The organism is Burkholderia sp. JP2-270, from assembly GCF_003233675.1.
GTDB classification, from domain to species: domain Bacteria; phylum Pseudomonadota; class Gammaproteobacteria; order Burkholderiales; family Burkholderiaceae; genus Burkholderia; species Burkholderia pyrrocinia_C.
The window spans coordinates 963,019-982,103 of record NZ_CP029825.1 but is presented as its reverse complement, the minus strand read 5'-3'; the positions used below and the strand labels follow the sequence as shown (position 1 = coordinate 982,103).

At 68.6% G+C, this 19,085-nt stretch carries 19 protein-coding genes and 1 pseudogene; 13 read left to right on the top strand and 7 right to left on the bottom strand.

Going from position 1 to position 19,085, the window contains the following annotated elements; all coding sequences use genetic code 11:
- Positions 1–10: 10 nt before the first annotated feature.
- Complete coding sequence (locus DM992_RS22330) at positions 11–2,233, top strand: amylo-alpha-1,6-glucosidase (RefSeq protein WP_111018676.1); 2,223 nt, start codon at positions 11–13, stop codon at positions 2,231–2,233.
- A 96-nt stretch (positions 2,234–2,329) separates the two neighbouring features.
- Complete coding sequence (locus DM992_RS22325) at positions 2,330–2,581, top strand: hypothetical protein (protein WP_034180596.1); 252 nt, start codon at positions 2,330–2,332, stop codon at positions 2,579–2,581.
- A gap of 507 nt (positions 2,582–3,088) precedes the next feature.
- Here the strand turns inward: DM992_RS22325 and penR are convergent.
- A complete protein-coding gene (gene penR, locus DM992_RS22320; RefSeq protein ID WP_111018675.1) occupies positions 3,089–3,979 on the bottom strand; it encodes a beta-lactamase transcriptional regulator PenR in 891 nt (296 codons plus the stop codon).
- 128 nt (positions 3,980–4,107) lie between these two features.
- On the opposite strand from penR, the gene blaPEN-bcc reads away from it, so the two are divergent.
- A complete protein-coding gene (gene blaPEN-bcc / locus DM992_RS22315; protein WP_111018674.1) occupies positions 4,108–5,034 on the top strand; it encodes a PEN family class A beta-lactamase, Bcc-type in 927 nt (308 codons plus the stop codon).
- A 480-nt stretch (positions 5,035–5,514) separates the two neighbouring features.
- Here blaPEN-bcc and DM992_RS22305 read toward each other — a convergent pair whose 3' ends face one another.
- The 4 genes from DM992_RS22305 to DM992_RS22290 all read right to left on the bottom strand — a co-directional run bounded on the left by DM992_RS22305 (position 5,515) and on the right by DM992_RS22290 (position 8,701).
- Positions 5,515–5,715 (bottom strand): hypothetical protein, encoded by a 201-nt coding sequence (locus DM992_RS22305; protein WP_111018673.1) that lies wholly within the window; start codon positions 5,713–5,715, stop codon positions 5,515–5,517.
- A gap of 226 nt (positions 5,716–5,941) precedes the next feature.
- Positions 5,942–6,130, bottom strand: coding sequence for a hypothetical protein (locus DM992_RS41750; RefSeq protein WP_162631711.1), 189 nt, complete (start codon positions 6,128–6,130; stop codon positions 5,942–5,944).
- A gap of 535 nt (positions 6,131–6,665) precedes the next feature.
- On the bottom strand, positions 6,666–8,042 hold the full coding sequence (locus tag DM992_RS22295; RefSeq protein ID WP_111018671.1) for an ATP-binding protein: 1,377 nt from the start codon (positions 8,040–8,042) through the stop codon (positions 6,666–6,668).
- Positions 8,039–8,701: a response regulator gene (locus DM992_RS22290; protein WP_111018670.1), complete on the bottom strand. Its 663-nt coding sequence runs from the start codon at positions 8,699–8,701 to the stop codon at positions 8,039–8,041. Before DM992_RS22290 ends, DM992_RS22295 begins: the two co-directional genes overlap by 4 nt.
- Positions 8,702–8,933: 232 nt before the next feature.
- Here DM992_RS22290 and DM992_RS22285 point away from each other — a divergent pair, with 232 nt between their 5' ends.
- From DM992_RS22285 to DM992_RS22260, 6 genes are all read left to right on the top strand, one after another.
- Positions 8,934–9,287: a NirD/YgiW/YdeI family stress tolerance protein gene (locus DM992_RS22285; RefSeq protein ID WP_111018669.1), complete on the top strand. Its 354-nt coding sequence runs from the start codon at positions 8,934–8,936 to the stop codon at positions 9,285–9,287.
- Positions 9,288–9,342: 55 nt separating this feature from the next.
- Entirely contained in the window at positions 9,343–10,203 is an 861-nt protein-coding gene (locus DM992_RS22280) for a MurR/RpiR family transcriptional regulator (protein ID WP_047902647.1), read from the top strand.
- Positions 10,204–10,266: 63 nt separating this feature from the next.
- Positions 10,267–10,692 carry a GNAT family N-acetyltransferase gene (locus tag DM992_RS22275; RefSeq protein WP_111018668.1) on the top strand — a complete coding sequence of 142 codons (426 nt, stop codon included), beginning with the start codon at positions 10,267–10,269 and terminating at the stop codon, positions 10,690–10,692.
- A 238-nt stretch (positions 10,693–10,930) separates the two neighbouring features.
- The gene (locus DM992_RS22270; RefSeq protein ID WP_111018667.1) at positions 10,931–11,791 is read left to right on the top strand and encodes an isocitrate lyase/phosphoenolpyruvate mutase family protein; all 861 of its coding nucleotides are present in this window, start codon (positions 10,931–10,933) and stop codon (positions 11,789–11,791) included.
- 336 nt (positions 11,792–12,127) lie between these two features.
- A complete protein-coding gene (locus DM992_RS22265; protein WP_111018666.1) occupies positions 12,128–12,394 on the top strand; it encodes a YodC family protein in 267 nt (88 codons plus the stop codon).
- A gap of 127 nt (positions 12,395–12,521) precedes the next feature.
- Positions 12,522–13,697: a cytochrome P450 gene (locus DM992_RS22260; protein WP_111018665.1), complete on the top strand. Its 1,176-nt coding sequence runs from the start codon at positions 12,522–12,524 to the stop codon at positions 13,695–13,697.
- A gap of 15 nt (positions 13,698–13,712) precedes the next feature.
- On the opposite strand, the gene DM992_RS22255 is transcribed toward DM992_RS22260, so the two are convergent.
- Complete coding sequence (locus tag DM992_RS22255; RefSeq protein WP_034180582.1) at positions 13,713–14,039, bottom strand: superinfection immunity protein; 327 nt, start codon at positions 14,037–14,039, stop codon at positions 13,713–13,715.
- A 90-nt stretch (positions 14,040–14,129) separates the two neighbouring features.
- Positions 14,130–14,549 carry a rhodanese-like domain-containing protein gene (locus DM992_RS22250; protein WP_111018664.1) on the bottom strand — a complete coding sequence of 140 codons (420 nt, stop codon included), beginning with the start codon at positions 14,547–14,549 and terminating at the stop codon, positions 14,130–14,132.
- A gap of 114 nt (positions 14,550–14,663) precedes the next feature.
- On the opposite strand from DM992_RS22250, the gene ftrA reads away from it, so the two are divergent.
- The 4 genes and pseudogenes from ftrA to DM992_RS22230 all read left to right on the top strand — a co-directional run bounded on the left by ftrA (position 14,664) and on the right by DM992_RS22230 (position 19,070).
- On the top strand, positions 14,664–15,626 hold the full coding sequence (gene ftrA / locus DM992_RS22245; protein ID WP_072444261.1) for a transcriptional regulator FtrA: 963 nt from the start codon (positions 14,664–14,666) through the stop codon (positions 15,624–15,626).
- Positions 15,627–15,676: 50 nt separating this feature from the next.
- Positions 15,677–16,407, top strand: a pseudogene (locus tag DM992_RS22240) (hypothetical protein).
- 57 nt (positions 16,408–16,464) lie between these two features.
- Complete coding sequence (locus tag DM992_RS22235; RefSeq protein ID WP_111018663.1) at positions 16,465–17,535, top strand: nitronate monooxygenase; 1,071 nt, start codon at positions 16,465–16,467, stop codon at positions 17,533–17,535.
- Between the two features lie 80 nt (positions 17,536–17,615).
- Complete coding sequence (locus DM992_RS22230; RefSeq protein ID WP_111020349.1) at positions 17,616–19,070, top strand: M20 family metallopeptidase; 1,455 nt, start codon at positions 17,616–17,618, stop codon at positions 19,068–19,070.
- The last annotated feature ends 15 nt before the right edge of the window (positions 19,071–19,085 follow it).

Below are 19,085 nucleotides of genomic sequence, written 5' to 3'. Positions count from 1 at the left end.
AGGAGCATCGATGCCGAATCACGCCGAAGCCACGACGACGCAGGCGCCGCAAGTCGCGCCTGTTGCCCCGACCCCAGCGTCGGGTCCCGCATTCATCGCGCCCGAGGCCGATCCGCAGGCGCTCGCGCGCGGCAACCAGTACGTGCTGAAATCCGGCGACGCATTCGTGGTCGGCGACGCGCTCGGCGACATCGGCGGTCACGACGACGGCCTGTTCGTCGACGACATGCGCGTGCTGTCGAAATGGCGCCTGACGTTCGGCGGCCGCGCGCCGTCGCTGCTGTCGGGCGCGACGAGCGCCGACAACGCATCGTTTACCGCACACCTGACCAACCGCCCCTTGCCGCCGCTCGGCGGCAAGGAGACGCCGGAGGGCGTGATCCATATCGAACGGATGCGCGTGCTCGCGGGCGACGTGTTGTACGAAGCGCTGACGCTGACGAACTACGGCGCGAGCGAAGCCGAGGTGCCGCTGTCGCTGTCGTTCGCGGCTGATTTCAAGGACATGTTCGAGGTGCGCGGCACGCAGCGCCCGAAGCGCGGCACGGTGGCCGCTCCGCGCGTCGACGCGGGTGCGGTGCGGCTGCGTTACGACGGCCTCGACGGCGTCGAGCGCAACGTGACCGTGCATTTCTCGCCGGCACCCGACGCGCTGTCGGTCGATCGCGCCGACTACACGCTGACGATCGCCGCGCAGGCGTGCCTGTCGATCTATCTGACCGTCGACGCGACGCTCGGCCCGGCGCACAGCGAAGCGCCAGGGTGTGGCCGCGTCGCGTTGCGCACCGCGCTTGTCGGCGTGCACCGCGAGATGCGCGCGCGGCGCGAATCGATGGCGCGCGTGAATACCGGCAATCCGCTGTTCGACGCATGGCTCGACCGTTCGCTCGCGGATCTCGGGCTGCTCACGACGCAGCTCGACACGGGGCCGTACCCGTATGCGGGCATTCCGTGGTTCTCGACGCCATTCGGCCGCGACGCGGTGATCACGTCGCTGCAGATGCTGTGGCTGCAGCCGTCGCTCGCACGCGGCGTGCTGCGTTTCCTGGCCGAGCACCAGGCGCGCGAGACGTCCGCGTTCCGCGACGCGGAGCCCGGCAAGATCATGCACGAGTTCCGCCGCAGCGAGATGGCGGCGACGGGCGAGGTGCCGTTCGCGCTGTACTACGGCGGCGTCGACACGACTCCGCTGTTCATCGTATTGGCCGGCGCATATGTCGAACGCACCGGCGACGATGCGCTGATCGACGAGCTGTGGCCCGCGCTCGAGCGCGCCGCGCAATGGGTGATCGACAAGTGCGACCGCAATCCTTACGGACTGCTCGATTATCAGCGCACGTCGGAGCGCGGTCTCGCGAACCAGGGCTGGAAGGACAGCCACGATTCGGTGTTCCATGCGGACGGCCGCTTCCCGGACGGGCCGATCGCGCTCGTCGAAGTGCAGGCGTATGCGTGCGCGGCGCTCGATGCGATGTCGGCATGCTCGCACCGGCGCGGCCACGCGGCCGACGCCACGCGCTACGCGCTGCGCGCAAAGGCGCTGCGCGAGCAGGTCGACGCGCTGTTCTGGGTGCCGGAAGGCGATTTCTACGGGATCGCGCTCGACGGTCATGGCGAGCTGTGCCGCGTGTTCGCATCGAACGCGGGCCACCTGCTCGCGTTCGGGCTGCCCGACGCCGAGCGCGGCGCGGCGGTCGCCGGCGTGCTCGGCTCGGCGCTGTTCCAGACGGGCTGGGGCATCCGCACGCTCGCGGCCGGCCAGCCGCGCTTCAACCCGATGGCGTATCACAACGGCTCGGTGTGGCCGCACGACAATGCGCTCATCGCACGCGGCCTCGCGCGCTACGGCGACAAGACGGCCGCGGTGAACCTGCTGCGCGCGCTGTTCGAGGCGGCGGTGAGCTTCGAGATGCGGCTGCCCGAGCTGTTCTGCGGGTTCCCGCGCCGGCGCGGCGAACCGCCGACCGCGTATCCGGTTGCGTGCCTGCCGCAAGCGTGGGCGGCAGGTGCGCCGTTCATGATGCTGCAGGCGTGCCTCGGCGTAAGCATCGACGCGTTGCGCCACGAAGTGCGCGTCGAGCGCCCGGCGCTGCCGGAAGGCGTCGACTGGCTGCGGATCGATGCGCTGCGCGTCGGCGACGAAACCATATCGCTGACGTTCCGCCGCGTCGACGGCCAGGTCGTCGCGTCGGCGGAGCAGCCGGGCCGCGTGAAGGTGATCGCGGTGCTGTAGTGCGGCGACGTGCAAACGTTGCGCGATGTCGCGCCACGTTTGCACGCAGCGGCATAGAATCGTGACATGACCCTTGAACGATGGCGGAGGTAGAAGATGACGACCGACAACCGGCCCGACGACGGCGAACAGAAGCTCGAGAATCTGGAAGCGGCGGTCGACCACCTGCACAAGTCGATCGAATCGCAGAGCATCGCGGTCGGCGCGGCGAAGGGCATCCTGTTCAGCCTGATCGAAACGCTCGGCGCCCTGATCGGCGATCCCGACCTGCCCGAGCATGCGCGTTCGGGTTACGAGGCGCTGCGCGACAAGGCGAGCGAATTGCGCGGTGGGCTCGACCGGCATTGACGCATGGATTGCGCCGGCGCTCGCCGCACGGGCGGCGCCGGCGCTGCCCGATTCTGCAGACGAAGCGCAAATCCCCTTGCGCTCAATGAGTTAGGCGGCCGATGCGCAGGATATCCACAAGCTTGCCAACACAATCTGTGGAGAACCGGCCGGTCTCCGGCCGGGCGCGCGGCGCGTACCCGGGGCGCGGTTCGAATGACCTTGCGCTGCCGCATCATTGACCCGTCAAGGTCCGTCAATCGAATCCCCTTGTGTATCAAGATGTTACGCGTCTGGTCTGGTGGATATCCACAGGCTTGCCAACAAAATCTGTGGACAACTCGCAATCGATTGCGTCGCGATGGTTGAGGATCGGGCCTGAACGCGATCGGCGTGCGAGGCCCGTGCGCACGGGCTGCCCGATGTCTGCTTCGCGGCGGTAATTCGTGCGCGATCAAGGGCTTAGATCCCGGGTACCCAGGATATCCACATCCTTGCCAACACTTTCTGTGGACAAGCGCAGCCGCGTTACGCGGCCGGCGCCGTGTCGGCCGCTTCGGCCGCGATCCAGTCGCGAAAGAGCGCCATCGCGGGCGTGAGCGGTTTCGACTTCAGCGACGTGAGCCAGTAGCCGCCGGCATGCACGTCGATGTCGAGCGGCCGCGCGAGCAGGCCGAGCTGCAGTTCGCGCGCGAACATGCAGGCCGGCGCGAGCGCGACACCCGCGCCCTGCATCGCCGCCTCGACCATCAGCCGCGACGAATCGAACACCGGCCCGTTGACCGTCCACGGTTCGAGCTGCGCGGCGTCGAACCAGCCGAGCCATTCGTCGGTGCGGTACGAGCGCAGCAGCGTTTCATTCGCGAGATCGGCCGGCTGCGCAAGGCGCCGCGCGATTTCCGGCGCGCATAGCGCGGTGAGCGGCGCATCGAGCAGGCGCTCGTTGCGCGTCGCCGGCCAGTTGCCTTCACCGAAACGGATCGCGAAGTCGAGGCCCTCGGCGGCGAGGTCGACGACGTTGTTGTTGGTCCGCAGCCGCAGCTCGACGAACGGGTGCGTATCGCCGAACTGCTTCAGCCGTGGCATTAGCCAACCTATGGCAAAGGTGCCGACGACGCCGAGCGTCAGCACCTCGTGGAAACGCCCGCCGTCGAATTGCTTGAGCACCGTCTCGATGCGGCTGAACGCATCGCTCAGCACGGGCAGCAGCGCGCGCCCCTCGTCGGTTAGCCCGAGGCCGCGCGGCAGCCGTGTGAACAACATGCAGCCGAGCCGTTCCTCGAGCGAGCGCACCTGCTGGCTGACCGCGGCCTGGGTCACGCTCAGCTCGAGGCCGGCGCGCGTGAAGTTCAGGTGGCGCGCGGACGATTCGAACGCGCGCAGCGCATTGAGCGGAAGATGAGGGCGGAGCTTCGTCATAAGATTTTCTTTTGTCAGCGCTCAATTATCGTTGCTTGTCAGGCAACCGTAAAGTCCCGATAGTGCTGTCTCGGCGGCCGGCCGTTTTCAACACCATTTCGCGTCCCTTCCATCACGAGACAACCGACATGACCTACTCATCGAAACGTCGAACCCTGTTGCTGGCCGCCGCGACGGCGCCGCTCGCCCTGACCGTCGCGGCGTGTGCGTCGTCGCAGGCTGCTGCGCCGGACGAGACCACGGACGCAGCGGCGGCTGTGGCGTCCGCTGCCGCCGCTGCGACGTTTGCCGATCTCGAACGCGATGCGGGCGGCCGTCTCGGCGTGTGCGCGATCGACACCGCGAGCGGCCGGCGCGTGGCGCATCGCGCCGCCGAACGCTTCCCGTTCTGCAGCACGTTCAAGGCGATGCTGAGTGCGGCGGTGCTCGCGCAGAGCGTCGCGCGTCCAGGATTGCTGCAACAGCGCGTGACGTACGGAAAGGCCGATCTCGTCAACTATTCGCCGGTGACGGAGAAACATGTCGGCGTGGGCATGACGGTCGCCGAACTGTGCGAGGCCACGATCCAGTACAGCGACAACTCGGCCGCGAACCTGCTGATGAAGCTGATCGGCGGCCCGTCGGCGGTGACCGCATATGCGCGCTCGATCGGCGACGACACGTTCCGGCTCGATCGATGGGAGACCGAACTGAATACCGCACTGCCGGGCGACCTGCGCGACACGACGACGCCGGCCGCGATGGCCGCGAGCATGCGCGTGCTGACGCTCGGCGATGCATTGCCGGCCGCGCAGCGTGCGCAGCTCGTCACGTGGCTGCGCGGCAACAAGGTCGGCGACAAGCGGATCCGCGCGGGCGTGCCGGCCGGGTGGACGGTCGGCGACAAGACGGGCACCGGCGACTACGGGACGACGAACGACGCGGGCGTCGTATGGGCGCCGTCGCGTGCGCCGATCGTGCTGGCCGTGTACTACACGCAGGCGCGTGCCGATGCGCGGGCGAAGGACGATGTGATCGCCGACGTCGCGCGCGTCGTGGTTGCGGCATTCGGTTGAGCGGAGCGGTGCGGCGTGCGCGACGGGATGCGCATGCACGCCGTGCCGCAGTCGTGACCCGCGCGACCAAACGTTGTGCGATCAACGACTTAGGTCGCGCATGCTCAGGATATCCACATGCTTGCCAACAAAATCTGTGGACAAGCCCGCGGGCGGCCGCGTTCGTCGTGACGCGCGCTGTCGTGCCGCGTTCGAAGCGGTGCGGACAAAGTCTTGCGGATCAAGCGTTTGGCTGCGGTATGCGCAGGCTATCCACACGCTTGCCAACAAAATCTGTGGACAAGCCGGTTCGCACGCGCGGCAGGCGGCGCGTCACGCGGAGAAACGCTGCGCGGCCGACGATTTGCCGGCGGCGTGCCGCGTTCGAAGCGGTGCGGACAAAGTCTTACGGATCAAGCGCTTGGTCGCGGTATGCGCAGGCTATCCACATGCTTGCCAACAAAATCTGTGGACAAGCCCGAGCATCCGCCGTCGCGGCGTTCAGCGCTGCCGATCGTCGACGGCGGGCCAGCGCGCGAACGCGAACACCCACAACATGATGAAGTTCAGGACCGGGACGAACATCGCCAGGATCCACCAGCCCGAATGCCCGGTGCGACGGACGATGCGGATATACGGATAGACGACGACGGCGACAAGCACGAGCGAGACGAGCAACTGCCACGCGGTGAAGTGTTCCATGGCCTTCCTCGGAGTGATATGTCGTGGTGCGGCGCCGGCGGAACGGCCGGCACGTTGCGCCGACGCGCGAAACCGGCGATGCGCGGCCGCGTGCGGCTCGCGTGATAGTGACGCGTGGCGGGCGCGAGCGTCAAGGAGCGGGCGGCGCGCCGGATCATTCCGTATTCGCGTATGCTCGCGCCGCATGTTGCCGAAATGGTGACGCAGCTCATGAACCGTTGGCCGATCAACGGGTTAGCGCATGCTTGCGCAGGATATCCACAAGCTTGCCAACAAAAACTGTGGGTAAGTGGCGCGGCGCATGGCCGGCACGCGTGCGGCGATCGCGATGTGCATCGCCGTGGCGTCGTGATGCGAAGTGCGGCGATGCGGTGCGCGCGAAGGTCATCGCACGCGCCTCGTCTGCATCACGCATGCCAAAGTCCATCGGATCAAGGGTTTAGCGTTGCGGTGCGCAGGATATCCACAAGCTTGCCAACATTTTCTGTGGAGAACTGCGCGTTCGCGATCGGCGGGCGCGACACCAACCTTGCGTCGATTCCCGGATCGCGTAGTTCAGGTAAGTCGGACTGTCGCCGAGCGCGCGATGAAGCTGCGTCGAGATGTATGCCGGCTGCCGTTTCATGAACTCGGCGTGAACGTCATCGTTCATGAAGAGGACCGAACCCGACCCAGGCCGGACGACTAGCCGCCGGGCCTTCTGTATTGCCGCGTGGAGAAGCACGCCAGCATCCTCGAAACCTCGACCGGCCTGCGGGTCGAGCGGATCGGCTACGACGATTGAGTCGAGGCCGGGTCGGCGGCAAACATGCGTATATTCGCGACCGCATGGCGCGTTTGCCGCGCACGCGTGACAAACCCTTTCCGATCAACGGCTTGGTGCCGTTAATGGAAGGTTGTCCACAAGCTTGCCAACATAATCTGTGGAAAAGCCGCCCGCCACGCGCGCATCAGACCGGTGCCGGGAAGCGCACCGTGACAGTCAGCCCGCGCCCGCCGCGCGTGGTGCCGAGCGCGACCGTCGCGCGATGCTGTTCGGCGATCCGCTTGACGATCGACAGCCCGAGCCCGCTGCCCGACGACGTGGCCGCCTGCGCACCCTCGCCGCGATAGAAGCGTTCCCACACGTCGGTGCGCTCGGCTTCCGGGATCCCGGGGCCGTCGTCGGCGACTTCGAGCACGGGCGTGGTGCCGTCGATGCGCGCGGACACGTCGACGCGCGCGCCGTCGCCCGCATAGCGGATCGCGTTGTCGACGAGGTTGTTCAGCAGCACGCGCAGCGTGTCGACATTGCCCGCGGCGATCACGGGTGCTGCGACGATCGCGCCGAGATCGATCCGGTGCGCGTCGGCGACGCGCGCGCGGTCCGCGACCACCGACCGGCACAGCGCGGCGAGATCGACGGGCGCTGACGCGGACGTGGCCGCTTGCGCATCGGGTTCGAGGCGCGCGAGCGTCAGCAGCTGTTCGGCGAGGTGGCCGAGGCGCGTCGTGCCCGCATGGATTTGCGCGAGGATACGCTCGCGCTCGTCGGCGGTCGTCGCGCGCCGCAGCAGATTCGACTGGATCGACAGCCCCATGATCGGCGTGCGCAACTCGTGCGCGGCATCGGCGATGAAGTGCCGCTGCAGCGTGAACGAGCGGTCGAGCCGCGCGAGCAGGTCGTTGATCGCCTCGGCGAGCGGGCGGACCTCGTTCGGCATCGATGCGACGTCGACCGGTTCGAGATTGTTCGCATTCCTGCGCTTCAGGCCGGACGCGATCGTGCGCAGCGGCCGCAGCCCCGCGCCGATGCCGAACCACAGACCGATCGCCAGCACCGGCAGCATCGAGAACACCGGCCACAGCAGGTGCACGGCGATGCCTGCAATCGCTTCCCATCGCGCGTGACGCGCCTGCGCGAGCCGGATCGTCGTACCGCCGCGCTCGGTCACGTAGGTGCGCCACGGCTGGCCGCCGACGTCGATGCTCGCGATGCCCGTCTGCGCGGGCGGCGGCAGCTTCGAATCGCGGTCGGTCGAATACACGAGCGTGCCGTTGCGCCAGACCTGCAGCAGCACGGCATCGGGATCGCTGGCCTCGAAGCCGTGCTTGCCGTTGGCGCGGTTGCTGAACGACAGCTCGCCGTTCGGGCCGACGACAATCTGCTTCGACATGCTGCGCATCTGGTCGTCGAGCAGGTCGTCGAGTTCGCGCAGCGCGCCCCAGTAGGTGCCCGCGCTCGCGACCAGGCCGATCACGCACGCGGCCGGCAGCAGCCACATCAGCAGGCGCCGCCGCAGCGACGCGTTGCGCCAGCGCGCGATCGCGCGTTGCATGCCCGTCATGTGCCGTCACCGATCCGGTAGCCTACGCCGCGCACCGTGCGGATCATGTCGTGGCCGAGCTTCTTGCGCAGGTTGTGGATGTGCACCTGCACCGCGTTGCTTTCGATTTCCTCGCCCCAGCTGTACAGCCGCTCCTCGAACTGCTCGCGCGAAATCACCGCGCCCGGCTCGCGCATCAGCTCGTGCAGCAGGACGAACTCCTTCGGCGATAGCGGCACTTCTTCGCCGTCGAGCCAGACGAGGTGCTTGACGGGATCGAGCCGCAGCGGGCCGATCGCGAGCGTCGTCTGCGCGCGGCCCGCATGGCGGCGAGTGACCGCGCGGATGCGGGCGAGCAGCTCGTCGAGCTCGAACGGCTTGACGAGATAGTCGTCCGCGCCGCTGTCGAGGCCGGCGATGCGGTCCGGCACGCCGTCGCGTGCGGTGATGATGATCGCGGGCAGGGTTTCGTCACGGCGGCGCAGCGCGGCGAGCACCGACAGGCCGTCGCGGTTCGGCAGGCCGAGATCGAGCAGCAGCAGGCCGTAGCCGGTCGAGCGCAGCGCGAGCGACGCTGCGTCGCCGTCCTTCACCCAGTCGACCGCGAAGCCTTCCTGTTTGAGGCCCTGTTCGAGCCCGCTGCCGATCAGCGGATCGTCCTCGACGAGCAGTACGCGCATGGATTCGTGTCTCTTCAGCAGGGCGCCGCGGCGCCCGGGGTTCTCATGATAAGCGCACGCATCTTAGGCCAGGCTTAAATGCGCGCGGCGTGCGGCGGGCTTTCGACTCTGCCCGATGCGGCACCGTGTCGCTTCGGCACGACCTTCAGGTTTGCTTAATCTTACGGTCCGTAATCTGGCGCCGTCGCGTTCAACGGGGCGCGGCATCACATCGAAGAAGAGGATCGACATCATGAAACATCTGGCCAGAATCCTGACGGTCGCGCTCGCCACGCTGCCTGCCGCCGTCTACGCGCAATACACGGGGCCGTCCGCGCTGACCACGACGACCGTGAAGGAACTGCTCGCGAACGGCAAGGACGATCAGCACGTGCAGTTGCAGGGGCGCATCGTCAAGCATGCCGGCGGCGAGGACTTCGAGTTCGCCGATGCGACCGGCACGATCCGCGTCGAGATCGACAACAAGCTGTGGGCGGCCGGCCAGCCCGTCAGCGACAAGAGCGAAGTGAAGCTGACCGGCGAATTCGAGCGCAAGTGGTCGGGCAAGGTGAAGGTCGACGCCGACCACGTCGAAGTGCTGCGCTGACCGGTGCGCGCGGGGCCGGTGATACCATGAACGACCGGTTCCCGTTCCCACCAAGATGGCCGCCAATTTCGACGAACTCGCGTCCCGGATCCGGGCGCAATTTTCCGAGCTGAGCCCGCAATTCCAGGCGGGCGCCGCATTCCTGCTCGATCATCCCGACGAAGTCGCCACCTCGTCGATGCGCAAGGTCGCGCAGCGCGCGCAGGTGCAGCCTGCGTCGCTCGTGCGGCTCGCGCAGCAATTCGGCTTCCCCGGCTGGAACGAACTGCGCGACCTGTGCGTCGCGCGCGTGCGCACGCGCCCCGAGCCGCTCACGCAGCGTGCGCGCTCGCTCGTGCGGCCCGACGCGAAGGCGTCGCTCGCGCACGACCTGCTTGCCGCGCAGCAGCACAACCTGTCGGCCACCGCCGCGCAGAACGAGCACGCGCTCGCGGATGCGGCGAGGCTGATCCGCAAGGCGTCGCATGTGCATGTCGCGGGGTTCCGCTCGTGTTATCCGGTCGCGTTCGGTTTCGTGTACGGCTACCGGCTGTTCCGCCCGACCGTGTCGCTGCTCAACGGCGTTGCCGGTTCGCTCGAAATGGAACTGCGGACGATCGCGAAGCAGAGCGTGACCGTGGTCGTCAGCTTCGCGCCGTATTCGGCGGAAGCGACGCGCGTCGCGCAGGCCGCGAAGGCGCAGGGCAGCCGGATCGTCGCGATCACCGACAGCGCGGTGTCGCCGATTGCGCTGCACGCGGACGCGCAACTGATCTTCACGCACGACAGCCCGTCGTTCTTTCCGTCGCTGGTGGCCGCGCATGCGATGGCCGAGGCGCTGGTCGCGCAGTTGCTCGCGCTCGAAGGCAGCGATGCGATCGCGGCGCTCGAGCGCACCGAAGCCGAATTGCACGCGAAGGGCGCTTACGTCGTCTGACGCGGCGTGCGGCTTCGGCCGTGCGTCGTTCACGACTCAACCCACTTCAACCCGACGCAATCGATGACGTTCACATACGAGGTGACCGACGCGGGCGATGCGAACGCGCGCAAGCAGATCGTCGCGCCGCTCGTCCGCTTCAACGAAAGCCGGGCCGGCCCGGCCGACTTTCGTCCGCTGGCTGTGCTCGTGACCGATGCGCAAGGCGCGGTGGTCGGCGGCCTGTGGGGCGGTACGGCGTTCGGCTGGCTGCACGTCGACCTGCTCGTGGTGCCCGAGGAAGCGCGCGGCCAGGGCGCCGGCACGCGCATCATGGATCTGGCCGAAGCGGAGGCCGTCGCGCGCGGATGTCACAGTGCATGGCTCGATACGTTCGATTTCCAGGCGCGGCCTTTCTACGAGAAGCGCGGCTATGTCCGCTTCGGCGAGCTGCCGGATTATCCGGTCGGGCACACGCGCGTTTTCCTGACCAAGAAGCTCGCGGGCTGAACGGCGGCCGCGCGATGCGGTTCTCCGAGGCCGTCTCCGACGTATTGCTCGGCATCGACGGCGCGCAGCCCGCATCGAAGTGAACGAAGGCGGGTGGGCTTGGGTGCCCGCTCGCTGCCGCCGGCCGGTGGCGTGACCCCGACTTCTTCCTGTCGCACGACGACATTTCGGCCATCGCTGAAACGTCGCATGCACGACCGGCGTAAGCTCACTCGTCAACACCTTCCGGGAGTCCGCGATGACCCGTTCCGACCTGCAAGCCCGCCAAGCCGAAATTTTCCGCGCGCTGCACACGCGCCCCGGCGCCTTCATCATCCCGAACCCGTGGGACGCCGGCACCGCCCGCCTGCTCGCGATGGCCGGTTTCGAGGCGCTCGCCACCACGAGTGCCGGCTACGCGTTTTCGAAAGGGCAGCCCGACAACGCGATCGACCGCGACGCGATGCTCGATCACATCGCCGATCTCGTCGCCGCGGGCGGTCTGCCGGTGAGCGCCGATCTCGAGAACGGTTTTGGCGACGCGCCCGACACGGTGGCTGAAACGATCCGGCTGGCGGCCGAGGCCGGCGCGGTCGGCGGCTCGATCGAGGATGCGACGGGCCGCGCCGATGCGCCGATCTACGCGCGCGACGCGGCAGTCGAGCGCATCGCGGCGGCCGTCGACGCGGCGCGCGCGCTGCCGTTTCCGTTCACGCTGACCGCGCGTTGCGAAAACTACCTGCACGGCCGTCGCGACCTCGCCGACACGATCGCGCGGCTCGTCGCCTATCGCAACGCGGGCGCCGACGTGCTGTATGCGCCGGGCATCACCGACGCCGCCGAGATCGCGGCGGTGACGCAGGCGGTCGGCGCGCCCGTCAACGTCGTGATGGGGCTGCAGGGCGGGTTGCTGAGCCTCGACGAGCTGGCGGCGCTCGGCGTGAAGCGCGTCAGCGTCGGCGGCGCGCTGGCGCGGGCCGCGCTCGGCGCGTTCCTGCGCGCTGCGACGGAGATGGCGCGCGACGGCACGTTCACGTTCACCCAGGCGGCCGTGCCGGGGCGCGATATCAATCGCTGGTTTGCGGCGCCCGATAATTCGCCGATTATATTCGGGGAATGATCACAAATAAAACGCGGGATCGTTCCCAGTCGAAGCATTGATTGACAATAATCAACCGATTTCGCGTCGGATTTAAACACCGATGACGACGCGAAAATCATCGTTTATTCTCCGCATTCCGCCGGTTCGACCGGATTCTGCTCGCAAGCCGCGCCGAATCTGGCAGTCGGCCTTCCGCGGCGCGTGCCGATACCGCGCATTGTTGCATTCTTGCAATCGGCGAATTTTCGTACGCAGGAGTTGCCGGTTATTTTTTTGGTTGCTAATCTGCGGCATATTCAAATGACCGGTTATGCGGGCCGCCGGGAATATCAATATATAAAAATCGAGAGAGCGATGACGATCCGAGAAAATCAGCGCGTCAGGTTTCGCGTCGGCGATGTCGTGACGCTGAAAACGGGCGGGCCGCGCATGACCGTCACCTATGCCGGGCCGGTCGTGTTCGATGACGCCGACTGGCTCATCTGCCAGTGGTTCGACGAGAACGGCGAGTTCCGGCAGGAAATGTTCCACCATGACACGGTGGTGCTGGAGCCGCGCGCGATTTCGGCCGGGAGCGTCCGGATGCGCATGCAGTCGCAACGCTACCGGTCGGCTGCCTGAGGCCTGCCTGCCGTTGCGATGCTGCAATGCTGCAATGCGTGCAATGCATGCGATACGCAGCGCCCACGCGACGACATTTCACGCGAGCCCGAAACATGCGGCAGCGCACTGCGCCGATACTGCTCGCATGAACCCGAACCCGACCGATCCCATTGCCGCGGTGACGCACCGCGATCCCTATCCCTACTATGCGGCGCTCGTCGACGGGCCGCCGCTCGCGTTCGACGCCGCGCTCGGCCTGTGGGTCGCGAGCCGCGCGGCGACCGTGACGGCCGTGCTCGGCCATCCGGCGTGCCGCGTGCGTCCGCTGGACGCGCCCGTGCCGCCCGCGTTGCGCGGCACGACGGCCGGCGCGCTGTTCGGCGAACTGGTGCGCATGAACGACGGCGCATTGCGGCACGACGTGCCGAAGCAGGCGCTGCGCACGGCGTTCGCGCCGGTCGACACGGCCAGGCTGCGCGCCCGCGCCGCGCAGCTTGCCGCGCGGCGGCTGCCGGCGCCGGGAGATGCCGACGCGCTGAATGCGTGGTGCATGACGGTGCCCGTCTGCGCGGTCGCCGATCTGCTCGGCTTCGACGAGACGCAGCTCGACGACATCGCGGCGCGGGTCGTCGACTTCGTCGCCGCGTTGTCGCCGCTGTCCGACGCGGCCGCGCTGGCCCGCGCGAGCGACGGCGCGCGGCAACTGCTCGACCGGATGAGCGAGCGCGTCGCGCAGACGCACGCGCACGACGGCACGCTCGTCGCTGCGGTGCAGCAGGCGGCCCGCGCGTCGGGCTGGCAGGCGAGCGGCGCGCTGGTCGCGAATCTCGTCGGCTTGCTGTCGCAGACCTGCGAGGCGACGGCCGCGTGGCTCGGCAACACGCTGGCGGCATGGAACGGGGAAGCGGAAGCCGCGCGCAACGCGCCGGACGATACCGTGCTCGACGCGTTCGTCGCCGAAGTCGGGCGCTTCGATGCGCCGGTGCAGAACACGCGCCGCTTCGTCGCGTCGCGCACGACGATCGAAGGCGTGACCGTCGAAGCCGGCGACGCGATCCTCGTCGTGCTCGCCGCGGCGAACCGCGATCCGGCCGTGCATCGCGATCCGCACCGGTTGATGCCCGGCCGCGCCGCCGGACCGAATTTCGGCTTCGGCACGGGGCTGCACGGGTGCCCGGGCGAGCGGATCGCGCGGGCGGTGACGGCGGGGGCGTTCGCGGCGTGGTTGCGCGCGGGCGGCTGGCCGCCGCGCGGCGGGCTGACGTGGAATTACCGCGCGTCGACCAACGTCAGAATGCCGAAGTTCGACGCGGCACGGTGAAGGGGAAAGAGGGGCTTAACGGCAGCCTTGCTTCTCCGCCCATTGCTCCTGGGCGGCGACGCGGCGCTGCACGCGTTCGACGAGGCCGGTCGAGAAGGTCCGCATGCTGATGCCGCGGCGCTTCGCGAGGATCGTTTGCGCGACATCGGTGCGCGGGTTCGGCTGGCACGCCCAGTACAGCGTCATCAGCCAGCCGATGCCGGTCCACCCGAACAGCGCGTTGAACATCGCGATCGTCAGCTTGTCGTGTCGGCCGCGCCGGTCGGCAATGACGGCCGGCAGGAAATAGAGCGCGATCGCGACGACCGAACCGGCCACTTGAATCAGGACTGCATCATTCATTGTGCTGCTCCGTCCGAACTGCAATGGGGCCGATTGTCGCGCTTTTTCCGTTTGTGTGCCGGCAATTGATTGTTGCGTTTTTAATAACGATCAGCGGGCTTCGGCGTCCGCCGGCTGCAGTTCGTTGCTCAACGCGAAACCTTCGTCGAGCCAGCCCGTCACGCCGCCGATCATCAGCTTGACGGGGCGGCCGAGGCGCGCGAGTTCGATCGCCGCACGCGCGGCGCCGTTGCAGTGCGGGCCCGCGCAGTAGACGACGAACAGTGTGTCGGCCGGATATCCGGCGAGCTTGCCCGCGACGATCTTGCGACGCGGCAGGTTGCGCGCGCCGGGCACGTGGCCGGCGGCGAACTGGTCGGGGCCGCGCACGTCGAGCAGCACGAAATCGGGCGCGCCGGACGCGAGCGCGTCGTGCACGTCCCAGCAATCGGTCTCGAATCGCAGCGATGCCTCGAAATGCACGAGGGCGGCGGGGCTGTCGGCGGCGGGCACGTCGGTGACGAAGGACATGGGCAGGCTCTCCTGGATGAACGGGCGCGGAATGCGCCGGGATGGAGGGCAGTATCGCGGTTCGGCGCGGTTCGCGGCAGTGGCGCGATCGACAAGTTCCGGTAACATCGCGCCATGCACAATCATCTCGTCGTCGCGCTCGCCTACGATCGCCTCTGCACGTTCGAATTCGGCTGCGTGGTCGAACTGTTCGCACTCGAACGTCCCGAACTCGGGGTCGACTGGTATCGCTTCGCGGTGTGCGCGAGCGAGCCGGGGCCCGTGCGCGCGGCGGGCGGCATCACGGTCGCCGCGCCGTACCGGCTCGCGACGCTCGATCGCGCGGACACCATCGTGATTCCCGGCTGGCGCGATCCGGACGAACTGCCGCCGGAGCCGCTGCTGAAGAAGCTGCGGGCCGCGCATCGGCGCGGCGCGCGGCTCTGTTCGATCTGTTCGGGCGTGTTCGTGCTGGCGGCGGCCGGCGTGCTCGACGGGCTCACCGTGACGACGCACTGGCGTTACGCGCAGCGCCTGCAGGCGCGTTACCCGGCGCTGCGCGTGAATCCCGATGCGCTGTACGTCGACGAAGGGCAGATCGTCACGTCGGCCGGTTCGGCGGCGGGGCTCGACATGCTGCTGCATCTGGTGCGCCGCGATCACGGCGGCGCCATCGCGAACCGTGTCGCGCAACGTCTCGTGCTGCCGCCGCATCGCGACGGCGGGCAGGCGCAGTTCGTGCCGCGTCCGGTCGCGCCGGGCGGCAGCGACCGGCTCGCGAAGCTGATCGACTGGATGCGCGCGCATGCGGCCGAGCCGCACACGCTCGCGTCGCTCGCCGCGCAGGCCGCGATGAGCACGCGCACGCTGCAGCGCCAGTTCGCGGATGCGACGGGGATGTCGCCGCTCGCGTGGCTGATCCGCGAACGCGTGAACGTCGCGAAGGACATGCTCGAAGCGCAACCCGCGCTGCCGCTCGCGCAGGTCGCGGCGCGCGCGGGGTTCGGCTCCGAGGAATCGTTGCGCCGGCATTTCCGGCGCGTCGCGGCGACGAGCCCGGCCGCGTACCGGCGCGGGATGGATCGCGGCGGAAGATAGCAGGCGCCGCACGGCGCCGTTCATGCGTGACAACAAAAAGGAAAACCATCATGGGCTTGCTGGGAAAGCTGTTCGGAAAGAAGCCGCGCGACGAGGCGTCGACGGCGGCGCAGGTGCCTTCGACCGGCGGGCAGGAGGCGCGGGAACAGCAAAACGGCCCCGACGTCGCGCCCGAACTTGCGCCTGCGCTGGCGGCCTACCAGGCCGGCCGGCACGAGGCCGCGATCGCGGGTGCCGCGCCGCACGCCGAGCGTCTCGCCGATGCGGCGCGGCTTTGCGCGCTCGCGTATTCGGCGATGCATCGCTCCCGGAGGCGTTCCAGTACTGGCTGGCGCTGTTCGACAAGGAGCCGAGCGCGCACAACGCGGTGCAGCTCGCGACGACGTCGGTGATGTGCGCCGAGGTGGAGCGCGGCGAAGCGTGGATGCAAAAGGCCGCCCAGGTCAATCATGAAACGCGCGAGCAGTCGGACGTCGCCGCATGCGTGAACTTCATTTCCGCGCTGATGCAAGGCGGCCATCTTCACGAGGCGCTGCCGCATCTTGCGTGGATTCGCGACGTGTACGGTCAGGTGCGCATCACCGATTCGACGTTCCTGCACATGCGCGGCATTCCGTTCTTTCCGACATTCCTGGAAAAGAGCCTGGAGGTCCTCACGGCCACGCAGCCGGCCGACGCGATCGCGCCGTGGTACGGTGTGCTCGAGGGCAGGCTCGATGAAGCGGGCGAAGCGCAGCTTGCCGCGTGGGTCGGCCGGCTGCCGGGGCAACCGGCCGTCTGAACGGCCGCCGACGCTTGCGATGGCCACGCATTCCGACCATTCCGAAAAGAGACTCCGATGACGATGCTGCCTTCCCGTTTGCCGCTGATCCAGGCCCCGATGGTCGGTTCGCTGAGCCCGCTCGCGATCGCGGTGTGCGAAGCCGGCGGGCTCGGTTCGCTGGCATGCGCGGCGCTCGGCCCGCAGCAGCTGCGCGACGAGATCGCGGCGATCCGGGCGCGCACGCCCGCGCCGTTCAATGTGAACTTCTTCTGCCATACGCCGCCGGCGCCCGACGCGGGGGTCGACGCGCGCTGGCGCGCGGCGCTCGCCGGCTATTACGCGGAAGCCGGGCTCGATCCGGCCGACGTGAAGGGTGGCGCCGGCCGCGCGCCGTTCGACGATGCGATGTGCGCGGTCGTCGAGGAGTTGCGGCCGGCCGTCGTGAGCTTCCATTTCGGGTTACCCGGTGACACGCTGCTCGACCGCGTGCGGCGCACCGGCGCGCGGGTCGTTTCGTCCGCAACGACCGTCGAGGAAGCGCGCTGGCTCGATGCGCGCGGCGTCGACGCGATCGTCGCGCAGGGCGCGGAGGCCGGCGGTCATCGCGGGATGTTCCTGACCGACGACATCCACGCGCAACCGGGCCTGTTCGCGTTGCTGCCGCAGATCGTCGACGCGGTGCGTGCGCCGGTGATCGCGGCCGGCGCGATCGCCGACGGGCGCGGCATCGCGGCCGCGTTCGCGCTCGGCGCGCGTGCGGTGCAGATCGGCACCGGCTACCTGCTGACGCCGCAGGCCGGCCGCTCGGCGCAGCATCGTGCGGCGATACGTGCCGCGCGCGACGACGGCACGCGCGTGACCAACCTGTACACGGGCCGCCCCGCGCGCGGACTGCTGACGCGCTTCATGCGCGAGCAGGGGCCGATGAGTGCGCTCGCACCCGCGTTCCCGCTCGCGACGGCCGCGGTCGATCCGCTGCGTGGTGCGTTCGAGCGGCGGGGCCGCGACGATTTCTCGCTGCTGTGGTCGGGCGAAGCCGCGGCGCTCGCGCGCGAAGAGGATGCCGGCGAACTGACGCGGCGCCTGTGGGACGACGCGCTCGCGTGCGCGGCCGGGCTGCGCGACGCGTTCCCGCAGGCGGTCTGAACGCACGCGGAAGGGGCGCGGACGGCGGATCAACGGCGTATGATCTGGATTTTCGTCAGCCCGATCCAGGCACCCCCACCATGACCTCCGTCGACACGACCCCCGTCCTCGACCATGACAAGCTCGTTACCTTCATCGAGCGCAAGTGGAACGATGAAATCCTCCACGCGTTGACCGACTACATCGCGATCCCCGCGAAGAGCCCCGCGTTCGACCCCGACTGGGAGAAGCGCGGCTATCTCGAGCGCGTCGTCACCGATGCCGCGCAGTGGGCCGAACGCCAGCCCGTGAAGGGCCTGAAACTCGAGATCGTGCGCTTGCCGGGCCGCACGCCGGTGATCTTCTTCGAATCGCCGGCCACGCGCCCGGGCAGCACCGACACGATCCTGCTGTACGGCCATCTCGACAAGCAGCCCGAATTCGACGGCTGGCGCGCGGACCTCGGCCCGTGGACGCCGAAGTTCGAGAACGGCAAGCTGTACGGCCGCGGCGGCGCGGACGACGGTTATGCGATCTACGCGAGCCTCGCGGCGCTCGGCGCGCTCGACGAGCAGGGCGTCGAGCGGCCGCGCTGCGTCGGTCTGATCGAGACCTGCGAGGAATCGGGCAGCTACGACCTGCTGCCGTACGTCGACGCGCTGCGCGACCGGCTCGGCCAGGTGTCGCTCGTCGTGTGTCTCGATTCGGGCGCCGGCAACTATGACCAGATGTGGCTCACCACGTCGCTGCGCGGGCTCGTGTCCGGCGACCTGCAGGTCGAGGTGCTGGAAGAAGGCATTCACTCGGGCGTCTACGGCGGCATCGCGCCGTCGAGCTTCCGCGTGATGCGCCAGTTGTTCGAGCGTCTCGAGGACGCGAAGAACGGCAACCTGCTGCCGGGCGTGTTCCATTGCGAGATCCCGTCGAGCCGCGTGCGCGAAGCCGACGCGGCCGCCGCGATCCTCGGCGACGCTGTGTGGAAGGGGCTGCCGTGGGCGTGCGGCGCGGACGGCAAGCCAGTGCTGCCGACCACGACCGATCCGCGCGAGGCGCTGCTGAATTCGACGTGGCGTCCGTCGCTGTCGGTGACGGGCGCGGCCGGCATGCCGGCGCTCGCCGATGCGGGCAACGTGCTGCGTCCGCGCACCGCGTTCAAGCTGTCGCTGCGCCTGCCGCCGCTCGTCGATGCCGCGCAGGCCGTGCAACAGCTGAAGGAACTGCTCGAACTCGATCCGCCGTACAACGCGAAGGTCACGTTCAAGCCGGACGCGGGCGCCGCGACGGGCTGGAGCGCGCCGGATCTCGCGCCGTGGCTCGCGTCGTCGCTCGACGCCGCGTCGCGCCGCCACTTCGGCGCGGACTGCGCGTACATGGGCCTCGGCGGCACGATCCCGCTGATGAACGTGCTGCAGGAAGGTTTCCCGTCCGCGCAGTTCATGGTGTGCGGCGTGCTCGGGCCGAAGTCGAACGCGCACGGCCCGAACGAGTTCCTGCACGTGCCGTACGCGAAGAAGCTGACCGCGGCGGTTGCCGACGTGATCGCGACCGCGCGCTGATCGTCGCGATCGTTC

Coding starts and splice junctions, on each gene's coding strand:
- DM992_RS22275 (WP_111018668.1), top strand. CDS start 10,267: ATGACGTTCACATACGAGGTGACCGACGCGGGCGATGCGAACGCGCGC.
- DM992_RS22285 (WP_111018669.1), top strand. CDS start 8,934: ATGAAACATCTGGCCAGAATCCTGACGGTCGCGCTCGCCACGCTGCCT.
- DM992_RS22230 (WP_111020349.1), top strand. CDS start 17,616: ATGACCTCCGTCGACACGACCCCCGTCCTCGACCATGACAAGCTCGTT.
- blaPEN-bcc (WP_111018674.1), top strand. CDS start 4,108: ATGACCTACTCATCGAAACGTCGAACCCTGTTGCTGGCCGCCGCGACG.
- DM992_RS22330 (WP_111018676.1), top strand. CDS start 11: ATGCCGAATCACGCCGAAGCCACGACGACGCAGGCGCCGCAAGTCGCG.
- DM992_RS22255 (WP_034180582.1), bottom strand. CDS start 14,039: ATGAATGATGCAGTCCTGATTCAAGTGGCCGGTTCGGTCGTCGCGATC.
- DM992_RS22235 (WP_111018663.1), top strand. CDS start 16,465: ATGACGATGCTGCCTTCCCGTTTGCCGCTGATCCAGGCCCCGATGGTC.
- DM992_RS22325 (WP_034180596.1), top strand. CDS start 2,330: ATGACGACCGACAACCGGCCCGACGACGGCGAACAGAAGCTCGAGAAT.
- DM992_RS22295 (WP_111018671.1), bottom strand. CDS start 8,042: ATGACGGGCATGCAACGCGCGATCGCGCGCTGGCGCAACGCGTCGCTG.
- DM992_RS22250 (WP_111018664.1), bottom strand. CDS start 14,549: ATGTCCTTCGTCACCGACGTGCCCGCCGCCGACAGCCCCGCCGCCCTC.
- DM992_RS22280 (WP_047902647.1), top strand. CDS start 9,343: ATGGCCGCCAATTTCGACGAACTCGCGTCCCGGATCCGGGCGCAATTT.
- DM992_RS22265 (WP_111018666.1), top strand. CDS start 12,128: ATGACGATCCGAGAAAATCAGCGCGTCAGGTTTCGCGTCGGCGATGTC.
- DM992_RS22270 (WP_111018667.1), top strand. CDS start 10,931: ATGACCCGTTCCGACCTGCAAGCCCGCCAAGCCGAAATTTTCCGCGCG.
- DM992_RS22260 (WP_111018665.1), top strand. CDS start 12,522: ATGAACCCGAACCCGACCGATCCCATTGCCGCGGTGACGCACCGCGAT.
- penR (WP_111018675.1), bottom strand. CDS start 3,979: ATGACGAAGCTCCGCCCTCATCTTCCGCTCAATGCGCTGCGCGCGTTC.
- DM992_RS22290 (WP_111018670.1), bottom strand. CDS start 8,701: ATGCGCGTACTGCTCGTCGAGGACGATCCGCTGATCGGCAGCGGGCTC.
- DM992_RS22305 (WP_111018673.1), bottom strand. CDS start 5,715: ATGGAACACTTCACCGCGTGGCAGTTGCTCGTCTCGCTCGTGCTTGTC.
- ftrA (WP_072444261.1), top strand. CDS start 14,664: ATGCACAATCATCTCGTCGTCGCGCTCGCCTACGATCGCCTCTGCACG.
- DM992_RS41750 (WP_162631711.1), bottom strand. CDS start 6,130: ATGCGTGATGCAGACGAGGCGCGTGCGATGACCTTCGCGCGCACCGCA.